At 59.8% G+C, this 9730-nt stretch carries 7 protein-coding genes and 2 tRNA genes; 1 reads left to right on the forward strand and 8 read right to left on the reverse strand.

Going from position 1 to position 9730, the window contains the following annotated elements:
• Positions 1 to 784: 784 nt before the first annotated feature.
• Positions 785 to 1897 (forward strand): serine hydrolase domain-containing protein, encoded by a 1113-nt coding sequence (locus AC3WR5_RS30675; RefSeq protein WP_492489465.1) that lies wholly within the window; start codon positions 785 to 787, stop codon positions 1895 to 1897.
• A gap of 109 nt (positions 1898 to 2006) precedes the next feature.
• On the opposite strand, the gene AC3WR5_RS30680 is transcribed toward AC3WR5_RS30675, so the two are convergent.
• The 8 genes from AC3WR5_RS30680 to AC3WR5_RS30715 all read right to left on the reverse strand — a co-directional run bounded on the left by AC3WR5_RS30680 (position 2007) and on the right by AC3WR5_RS30715 (position 9593).
• Positions 2007 to 2372: a hypothetical protein gene (locus AC3WR5_RS30680; RefSeq protein WP_492489466.1), complete on the reverse strand. Its 366-nt coding sequence runs from the start codon at positions 2370 to 2372 to the stop codon at positions 2007 to 2009.
• A gap of 823 nt (positions 2373 to 3195) precedes the next feature.
• Complete coding sequence (locus tag AC3WR5_RS30685) at positions 3196 to 3450, reverse strand: hypothetical protein (RefSeq protein ID WP_492489468.1); 255 nt, start codon at positions 3448 to 3450, stop codon at positions 3196 to 3198.
• A 1-nt stretch (position 3451) separates the two neighbouring features.
• Positions 3452 to 3598: a hypothetical protein gene (locus tag AC3WR5_RS30690; RefSeq protein WP_492489470.1), complete on the reverse strand. Its 147-nt coding sequence runs from the start codon at positions 3596 to 3598 to the stop codon at positions 3452 to 3454.
• A gap of 249 nt (positions 3599 to 3847) precedes the next feature.
• The gene (locus AC3WR5_RS30695) at positions 3848 to 4270 is read right to left on the reverse strand and encodes a hypothetical protein (protein WP_492489471.1); all 423 of its coding nucleotides are present in this window, start codon (positions 4268 to 4270) and stop codon (positions 3848 to 3850) included.
• Between the two features lie 415 nt (positions 4271 to 4685).
• Complete coding sequence (locus AC3WR5_RS30700) at positions 4686 to 7073, reverse strand: phospholipase C/P1 nuclease family protein (RefSeq protein ID WP_492489473.1); 2388 nt, start codon at positions 7071 to 7073, stop codon at positions 4686 to 4688.
• A 780-nt stretch (positions 7074 to 7853) separates the two neighbouring features.
• A tRNA-Leu gene (locus AC3WR5_RS30705) sits at positions 7854 to 7939 on the reverse strand.
• A gap of 46 nt (positions 7940 to 7985) precedes the next feature.
• Positions 7986 to 9275 (reverse strand): tyrosine-type recombinase/integrase, encoded by a 1290-nt coding sequence (locus tag AC3WR5_RS30710; RefSeq protein ID WP_492489474.1) that lies wholly within the window; start codon positions 9273 to 9275, stop codon positions 7986 to 7988.
• 242 nt (positions 9276 to 9517) lie between these two features.
• Positions 9518 to 9593, reverse strand: a tRNA-Gly gene (locus tag AC3WR5_RS30715).
• Positions 9594 to 9730: the final 137 nt, after the last annotated feature.

Consider the following 9730-nt stretch of genomic DNA (forward strand, 5'->3'; position numbering starts at 1 on the left):
CGGGTACTTCACGATGGCCCCCCTCTCTCGCTGGCCACCTTCACTCAGAGACTTACACCACGTCCTGGGACATCACCAAACGCCGCCAGCGGCCCATCGCATCCGTTAGGTTGACGACTGCATGTCGGCGAAAACGGCGGGCTTCGGCGCTGGCTCGAAGGCGTCCTATGACATTCAGGGGGGCCATCATTGGTTGACGGCAGCCGATGGATCGCGCTTCATGCTGGCCCCGGCAGCCTAGCGACCGCTGCCCCTTCTGCAGAACATCGAACTCTCCTTAGGTTGCCAGGTGCCGTTGATGGCATCCGGCTCTGTTTGGGTTCCGCGGATCCCGGTATGAAGCGCCATCGGATCAGCCGCAGGCTGTTCCGATGGCGCAGGCGTTTGTCGGGCAAGCGCCAGCGCGCAGGCCGGGCGCGTCAAGCGCCGGGTCGGAGGTGTCAGCGATGGAAGCCGAAGGGGCGAGACGCAGCAGGCGGCTCGATGCGCAGCACGAGAGCGCGACCCGGCTTGGCCGGGGGACACAAGAAAAGCCTGGGAGACGCTTCGCACAGGTCATCCCAGCCCAGCGCAACAGGGTCGACACAAAACGGGCATCCAACAGGGCACGCTTGACCAGACGATTCATTGGCTGCGCCCATTCGTCCGCCACCCCCATCGCACGGTCAGCCCGGTTCTGCAGTTCATCGCATTCCGCTGCCGAGGCAGTGACTGGCCTTCTAGAGTCAGAGCCGCGTCACACGACGCGCGATGGAACGGTAGACATCCTCTGGAAGGCCCAGGCATGAAATCGATACACCACAAGAACCGACGTGAGTGGCTCGCAAGCGGTGCCGCGTTGCTCTCCACTCGGTTGCTGGCATCCCCGTCGCCCAGCGGTGACGGGTTGCGCAAAGCGGCGCGAGACTTCGCCGCTGAGAGCAATTTCAACGGAGTGATCCTCGCCGGTATCGGCGAGCAGGTGCTCTACCAAGAGGCGTTTGGCCTTTCCGACTTCGCCGCCAAGATCGACATGTCGATCACGTCAGTGTTCGAAGGCGGCTCCGTCTCGAAATGGATTGCGGCGTTGGTCGTCATGAGACTGGTCGATGGTGGCAGCCTGACGCTGCGTGCGCCCATTTCGACCTATCTCCCGGGCTACCGCCGGGATACCGGCAGCGTCCTCACGCTGGAACATCTGATGAGCCACGCCAGCGGGCTGCCCAACCAGATCATCCCCGCCCTGGAGGCCAATCTTGACCTCTACAAGGCGCCCATCGACCTGGCGGAAGCCGTGCGTCGGTATGCCAGCGGCGACCTGCGATTCAAGCCCGGATCGCAGTGGGAGTACTCGCATTCGAACTGGCTCATCGTTCAGCAGATCGTGGAGCGGGTGACTGGCAAGAGCTATCCCGAAATCGCCCGCGAGCTGATCTTTGCACCGCTGAAGCTCGCCAACAGCGGCGTCTTTTCGGGGCTGAATCCGCCGGGCCTCCACGTGGCGCAAAGCTATCGCTCGGCAGATCGGTCCAGCCCACCGGTCATCATTGGCATTCCGGCGTTCATGGCCATGATCGGCGGGTACTACACCGACGCCGCGGACCTTTTCATGCTGCTGGACGGCGTGCGCAGCAATCGAGTGCTGTCCCAGGCCAGCCAGGCCGAACTGCTTCGGGTGCGCTTTCCCGAACGCCGCTACGCGCTGGGCGGACGCGTGAACACCGTGAAGCTCGGCGGAGCCGACCGCATCGTGATGGCGGACACGGGCGCGAGCCTGGGATTTCGGACCCTGGCCTACGGCCTGCTGGCGACGGGTGAAACGGTCGTCATGCTGAACAATGTCAGCCTGGATTCCGACGACATGGAAGCCACAGCGCTGCAGATGTTGGACAGCATGGTGCGTGAAAGCGCACCTTGAGCCGCCGGTAGGCAGGTGCCCCGCACCCGGGCAGGCGCGCAGGCCGGGTGTGAAACGCCGGGCCGAAAGCGTCAGCGATGGAAGCCGAAGGGAAGAGGCGCGTGCCCAGCTACGATGGTTCGCCCACAACTGCGGCCGCACCGCGCGAGTCGGTGCAGCGCCGCCCTCCCAGCCGGGAACCACGTCGATCAACGGTGCGAGACCTGCGATCAACACCCACGTAGCTCGGCGCCTCAATCCAGAGAGCCTTCCGATCCCCTCGCCATTGCAGAAGGAACCGCCAGAGCGCCTTAGATCTGTCTGCGGGTCGTGCTCGGTCCCAGATCTGATCAATCAGGATGCCGGTCGCGACCAACACGCCCAGTTGCTTGAACCCATCACCTCCCAACGGAAGCCCAGGAAGATCCAGCCACCATTGCAGCAGCTTCAGCGCCTGATCGCTGGCCAAAGCGAGAAACAGAAAGAAGTGCTTCATTGCGCGCCCCTTCTACATTGCCCGTGAACCTTGCAGCCATGGACCAGATCTTCCCGCCATCCTGTTGCCTTGATCGAAGGAACAAGCGGGAAAAACCTCTGGTCTATTAGAGTCATCGGCATTCGCACGACAAAATTAAGTTCATAGACCGCCGACCCGCAAAGACTCGGACCCCGCACACGCCGGACGCGGAGCGCCGGGCCGGAGGTGTCAGCGATGGAAGCCGCAGGGGCGAGACGCAGCAGGCGGCTTGATGCGCAGCACGAGCGCGCAGCCCGGCTGCGCCGGGGGACATATATTGCTCTCTGTAGCTGTATCAATCAGCGATACCGATGCCCATTCAGACGCCTCCTTCTCCCCGACCGCAGGAAGGCAGATGGCTGGAGGAACGAAGAGCCGACGGCTTGCCCGCCGGCAAGGCGATGCGCTTCCGTGCTTCGCGTGTGCAGCTTCCCCCGGGACTCCGGGCGTTGGCCTTGACCTGCGAGCAAAAGATCCGTCGTCATAGGACTTCCTCAGCCACTGCGCATCCCGCGCGAGGCGATAGGAGGACAACATGAAGGATTTGAACGACTACGCGTTACTGATTCAGGCAATGGCGACACTGATTGGTGCCTTGGCGCAACTCGTTGTGGCACTACGGGGGCCGCCGCGGTAGGCGAAGCCAAGATGGCCTAGAAGGCTGCATGGCTGCGGGGCGATGATGATCCACCAATGCGCCCATGCGAATCTGGAGCCACCACGCAGCCGCATGCCCGGCCCTGATATCAACAAAAACGGCGGACCGATTTTCGGCCCGCCGCGCGTGTCGTGGCAACGTCGCTTACGCAGCTGCCAGCTGTTTTGGCGTAGTCGTGGTCTTGAAAGTTGCCCAGTCGCTGATCTGCGCCACCCAAAGGCCATCATCTGCATCGATGAACTGCATCAGATGGTCCCGCACCTGCTCTGCACTGTTGTTGATCGTGAGGCACCAACTCGACTTGAGCAAGCGCTTTGCACCAAGTCGAGTCAGTTCATTGATCAGCTTGCTGTAGTCGTGCTGCTTGCGGAGGTCATAGTCGACGAAGAAGAGCGCCATGTCAGCCCCCCTTCTTCTTGGATGCGATCTTTTGCGTGAGAGCTGAAGCCGCCACACTTTTCACGATTGCTGGGGTCTTTGGGCTGGCCAACAGCTTGGCCGCTTTGGTTGCCACGCTTTTTGACGTGGACTCAGATTTGGGTTTCATTGCGAAACCTCCTATGAAGTAAAGGTAAGGCAGCCTTCGTTGACGAAAGCTGAATGCATCCGTAGACTTCACAGGTGTACCGGCATCGTCGGCACACCTGTGTGGTCAGAGCCTTATCGACTTGCGGTGATTGCTAGTCATCCAGTTGGCCTCTCTGATCGCTCAGCATGCGATCTATGTGGTGCTACCCGCTTGATTGCGAAAATTGAAGCCCATCATTGCTTGCCGGCATGATGGGCTTCGCCCTTTCTATCCCGACGTCGTACCTTCTGACGTCACGCGTTGCCTCATCCTCGGTCGGACGAGCGACCAGCGATTATTTTCATTCGCATAGCGTCCCTCGATCTTCCCTTTGCTGAGGTAGCTGTAAAGCGTGGACTCCGCGATAGCACGACCAATGAACGGCTGAAGTTGCTCGCGCAAATCACCGACACGCATTGGCCCTGCGGTGATGAGGACGTGATCGATTGCCTGCTGCATCGATCGCTCAACCTCGATATTTGGCTCCGCCTCGAAGAGCGAGGCCAAATTTCGTAGCTGTGTGATCCTCCTGTTCAAGTCCTCTACCGCTTTCATTCGGTTCGCCAGCTCCATTTCCATGGCCGGCAGCATCCGAACAGCGGCCTCAGCCGCCCTTCTGAGCACGAGTTCTGGAGTTTCGTCTTCTGCCATTGCTGAAGTGTAACCATGAGTCCTTTCGTGCAAGAAATAACCATTTTATTGGAATTGTCTTTTATTTCTCACTGGACTCGTACCTGACGCCGTAAGGCAGAGCACTGCCCAATACAGGCCGATGCGTGGACGAAGGAAGAGCCGATGGCTTACCCGCCGGCAAGGCGATGCGCTTCCGTGCTTCGCGTGCGCACCTTTCCCCGGATCGCCGGTGTAGGCCTTGATCTGCGGGCAAAGAGCCCGTCGTCACAGGGCGTCCTCAGCCACTGCGCATCCCGCGCAGGGCTATAGGAGGACAACATGAAAGATTTGAACGACTACGCGTTATTGATCCAGGCATGGCGACGCTGATCGGCGCGCTGGCGCGGCTCATTGCAGCGTTGCGCGGGCCGCCGCGATGAGCGGGGTACATCGGTTATACCGGCCGCCACTTCTCGGGCCCCGGTCTCGATTTGTCCAGCACCGGCTTGATCTCGTCCAGCGTCAGCGAGGGGATGAAGGTCGACTCGATATACCGGGCCCGGACTGCCTTCGGATCCAGTTCCACCACATCACTTTCAACGCCCCCGGCTGCAAGACCAACCGCCCATGCGGAGTCCCAAAGCAGCGCCAAGTATCGAGCGCCCTGGGCGAGAAGTCCCGCCGTAGCATCTCCCAATGCTTCGTTCATGGCTTCCAGCGTCGCGACGCGTGTTCCACCACCGGCATTTTCGTAAACGTCGAGAATCTGCTCCGGCGGCACGGCGACCGCAACCTCGTGCATCAGCTCGATCACTGCCCGAGCCACTTGCGCGCCGCTTTCACAGAGTGGTGGGTGAGTAAGGCCAGCCAATGTCTTGCTTGCGGTGGGCAGCAACTTCGCTGCGAAGCGAGAGACCATCTGCGTTTCGTACGCGCTGTGGACTCCGTCCCCGTATGGCATGGCCTCGCCGGTTGACGAGTCGATTCGCGGTCCCGGCCGGTTCTTGTCGCCGTCGGCCAGGATCGAGCCGTGAAGCGGCTGCGAAGCGTCACCCATGTAGTGGGCAGCAATGCCGCCAGCAGTCACAAAGCCTTCGATGTCCCCATCCTTGACGAAGCCCACCAGGGCGTCAAAAAATTGCCAGAGGCGAAACGGCAACAAGCCTTGCTTCAACGGGTTGGCATATTGCTTGGCCTCATCGTCTCTGCCGGCCGCGCGAGCCGCGGTCGTCATGGCGTCGTAGTATTCCCGCCATGCCTCGACCTTCAAGTAGGTGGAGGGCTGAGAGCGACACAGCTCCCGCAAACTTTTCCGGTGCGGTACATAGATCACATCGATGTCGGCGTAGTGGGTGGGGTGCTCCGGCCCGTTGCTTTGCCTACCGCCTGAAGTATCCCGCCCTCCCGTGCGGCCGCCGGCATTCTTTGGTCGTTTCTTCCAAATCTCGTCGGGCACGTCGGCCAGCGGCACGAACTCGTCGGCGGCGCTGAGTTTCCCGACGGAGGCATCGAAACCGCGCTCTTCGATCTTGAGAAGATCAAAGCTCAGGAGCGAAGCGTTAGCAGCCATGAGCTCCTTCAGCTTTGGATGCCGAATGTGCGAGATGGCGAGTGCTGCGATGCTGTAGTGGCCCGTGCGGCCCCAGTAGCCAGACACGCCGCGCCCGACATCGCTGACCAGTTCCACATCGAGCTGTCGACACACGGTGCTCAAGCTGGACGCGACAGCAAAGGTTGCCTTCGTGACCGAATCACCCAAGAGTTGGCCACCCCACTCGACCGCCAAGGGTCGCAGGTCGCGCTGACTCAACGGTCGATCAGGCTTCGTTCTGGCGTCGGGTGTGACATCGAGATGCCAAACCATGCCAGAGTCGCCAGGTCTTGTCTGAGCGCCATCGCTCGGCGCGATAAGGAAGTCCGCCACGTAGTCGAACCCACCGACCGAACGGTGCCGATAGAACAGCGCTTTGAGCGACCCGTGCAGCAGGCCCGATGCGGCGCCGTAGCCAATCACTGGCTGATCGATGAACCGAAGGGAGAGGTTGCCTTCATGCACGTCGGCCGGCTGCCCCAGCGGCGGCAGCGCATAGGTGTTGCTGGTCCAATCAGCGAGTTGATCGATCTCGACCAAGCCGACATCCAAGGCGGCAAAGGTTCGACGACCCGGATACTCCGGATAGACCTCACTGAACGGCAGCCGTGTCAGATAGCGCCCGGAACTCGTACCAATGCGCGACTCCCCCTCGCGGAGCATGCTGTGGATGACGTTGCCCTGCTCGCCGCTCGCATGTCGCGCCGTCAAGGCAAATGTGGTGTTGCCGTCCGTGACCAGGCACCCTGCCGTAGCTATGCGTCTAACGCCCTGTCGCTCGACAATGATTGGGCATCCTCCGCCAAGGGGAAACGACGGCCGCGGGCCGTCCACGAACGGTTCAATCGGAGTAGCGTCGAAATTACCGACTTCCACCGTGCAGACTGGAATGGCACGGCCATCGGGTAGGTAGAGCGTCTTCGGAACAATTTGGGAGGGATCATATTGGCCGTCAAAGCTAAATGCTTCTTCGACGGCCCAGGTGTGCACGAAGGCAAGCACACACGGCCAGGAATAGTCTCGCACCTCGGAATTTTCGAGAGTGCGAGCGGTCTTGAGCTTGGTTTTCGGAGATTTTCCCTCACCGGCCTTGGACGGCCATGGTTCGTCCTTGCGAATCAAATAGAAGCCGACGGCGGTGCCGACGACATTTGCCTTGCTCAGTAAATGAAAATGGTAAGCATCGCGCGCCTCAAGCAAATCTCTCAGAGAGAGGCTGGAAAAGTTGTATTGCAAGTCCAGTACCGCCATGGGGCACGCTCCTTTTCGTCGGTAGGCAAGAGGCTGAGAACAACTGCATACGAGCATAGGCAGAAGACAGGCCGATGACGGCGGCACGATTCACTGTTTTCAGCGAAGCCGCATCAGTAAATTTAGGGATTAAAGAAGGAAGTGCAGTGCGCGCGGGCAACCATCTGTCTTCGCGCGCCAACTTCAATTGAGCAATGATGCTCAAGGCACTTCGGGGCACTTGAACAAGAGGGAATTGCGCGTCCCGTTTGAGACGCCGATGCAACCGCACAGCCCGTACAGTCTGTGCTTCCCTGCAGCTGCCATGAGCGGTGCCGATCATGCCCAGCAGCAAGTGTTGGGCGAAAGCGTTCGCTTCGCCAAGGGTGACCGCGACGCGGTCAAAATGAAGTGAGTGGTGCCTCGAACCGGGGTCGAACCGGTACGCCCCCTCACGGGTAAGCGGCGGATTTTCTTGCCTGCTACGGCTTTCGCCGCCGCTGCCTCACGGCTGCGTTTGGGGTCTGGAATGCGCCTTGGCCATGACGCAAAGCTGCGCGGTAGGCCCCCGCCGTCCACTCTCTACACCTTCCCCTTGCGGGGCTTGGCTCGGCGTTGCCTCGGAGCGCGTCCAGGGGGTTCACCGACTTTGACGGGATTCATGCCGGGCGTTTCCGTCCCGGATGCTCAAATTTTTGACTTAAGTCCGCTGTGTCTACCAATTTCACCATCGAGGCACGGGCGGGAGTGTACCGCAAGGACGCGCGCCTCCGGTGCCTGGCCTTCACGCCGAGGAATAGTTGGTGCGGGCGGCCGGACTCGAACCGGCATTCGATTGCTCGACAAGAATTTTAAGTCCTTTGTGTCTACCATTTCACCACGCCCGCAGCGAAGGAAATGGCAATATCACAAATCAAATGAATCTGTCCATTATCAGGTTGACGCAGTAGTGTTATTTTTGCGAGTGAGCTTTGGTTTTCGTACATTGATGGCCGAAGCGTCGAGCATCGATGAAATGTGCGAAGCATAATATTTCTCGATCATCTCGACGCTGGTACGGCAGTTTTTTGCAATTTGGTAGATATCCGCGCCTTCCATGAGGCGCATGCAGATATAGGTATGGCGGAGACTGTAGGCTGTGCGAACATTTCCCTCCCGGTCATGTTTCAGGCCCAGTTCGCTTAAAACCGCATTGAAGATTTCGCGCTGCACCTTGCCGAACACCAAGTCCGTCGGCTTTAGTTTCTTGCGCTGCTTTACGCGTTGAAACGGAAGGACTGCGCCAGGCATGCTTTTACAGAAGCCAATGCCCCGTTTCCCGCGAACTTCAATTTCTAAAATACGTTCATTGGTGGCCTCGTCACGGATAACCCGGACATCGCGATCTTCGAGTCGCGAAGCTTCATCCGGCCGAAGGCCGGTATTTACCATGAAAAGAATATAGTCGTGAAACTGTTCGCTGACTGCACGCCAGCGCGGCTTCTTCGGCTTCTTTGCCCGGTCCCTGGTGGCTTCGTAGAGCAACTTGTACTCAGCGGGCGAAAACCAGGCACGGTGAGATATCTTGTTTGAAGACCGATAGGCCACCGACATATCGGGCAGCGAAGGAATCCAGCCCTTGCGTACAGCCGTTTTCAGGATCTGGCGTAGCGTCACCGTTTCGCTGTGCAGCGTGCTGCGCGCGGGACGCTTTGGCTCGCCAGTCTCCGGGTCCACCCGTGAGGTTTGGCGGTGAACCCGATATTCCTGAATGCGGCCGGAAGTAATTTGCGCAATGGGCTTGTCCGCGCCGAAGAACGGAAGCAGGTGCAAACGCGCTTGATCGCCCTTCTGCTTCACGTAGCGAGCATTTCGTTCGCCCAACGTGATGATGCCGTACTCATCGAGAAACGCCTGGGCTGCCTGGCCGAACGTAGGGCCTGCAGGCGTACGCCGGCGCCGACGGTCCGTCGGCGTGTCGGTTCCGACAGGCATCTGGACGGTTCCGTCCATCCGGGCGGTGGCCATGTCACGCCGCTGCCGCTTGTCCTCGACGTAGCGCTCTAGGTACCACTCGCGCGCGTACTCGATGGCCAACGCCAGGGACTCCTCCTTGGTCGTCGCGCGAATGTTCCTGCCACCCAGGTAGGTGGAGCACTGCCAGTGACTGCTATTGGCACGTCGGTAGACGTGGAGCTTTCCATCCAGCAGCGTGTGCTTTTCAACGGACTTCTCGTCGGACATCGGTCACCTCCTCAGAATGTGCAACCAATGTGTAAGTCGCTCTGAAGAGGCTGTCAACATCTAAAGTGTTGATGCCATTGACTTTTTTCGGATCGTTTTTTTAACGCATTCGCTTTTAAGTCCGCTGCGTCTACCGATTTCGCCATCCGGGCGCGCGCCGAATTATCGCGGGCGCGATTGGCACCGCTGCTGCGGCACCAACAAAAAAGCCGCTGCACAGGATGCAGCGGCTTTTCAGATTTTGGAGCGGGAAACGAGACTCGAACTCGCGACCTCAACCTTGGCAAGGTTGCGCTCTACCAACTGAGCTATTCCCGCTTGGGATCATCAGGCTTTCACCTGACGCCGGAAGCAGCCCGAAGGCACCCCCGTTTGGTGTTTGGAGCGGGAAACGAGACTCGAACTCGCGACCTCAACCTTGGCAAGGTTGCGCTCTACCAACTGAGCTATTCCCG

Source organism: Ideonella sp. FW305-24, assembly GCF_058788035.1.

What these genes read in the sequence shown, in the direction of transcription:
- AC3WR5_RS30675 (WP_492489465.1), top strand. Translation starts at nt 785, where the DNA reads ATGAAATCGATACACCACAAGAACCGACGTGAGTGGCTCGCAAGCGGT.
- AC3WR5_RS30680 (WP_492489466.1), bottom strand. Translation starts at nt 2,372, where the DNA reads ATGAAGCACTTCTTTCTGTTTCTCGCTTTGGCCAGCGATCAGGCGCTG.
- AC3WR5_RS30685 (WP_492489468.1), bottom strand. Translation starts at nt 3,450, where the DNA reads ATGGCGCTCTTCTTCGTCGACTATGACCTCCGCAAGCAGCACGACTAC.
- AC3WR5_RS30690 (WP_492489470.1), bottom strand. Translation starts at nt 3,598, where the DNA reads ATGAAACCCAAATCTGAGTCCACGTCAAAAAGCGTGGCAACCAAAGCG.
- AC3WR5_RS30695 (WP_492489471.1), bottom strand. Translation starts at nt 4,270, where the DNA reads ATGGCAGAAGACGAAACTCCAGAACTCGTGCTCAGAAGGGCGGCTGAG.
- AC3WR5_RS30700 (WP_492489473.1), bottom strand. Translation starts at nt 7,073, where the DNA reads ATGGCGGTACTGGACTTGCAATACAACTTTTCCAGCCTCTCTCTGAGA.
- AC3WR5_RS30710 (WP_492489474.1), bottom strand. Translation starts at nt 9,275, where the DNA reads ATGTCCGACGAGAAGTCCGTTGAAAAGCACACGCTGCTGGATGGAAAG.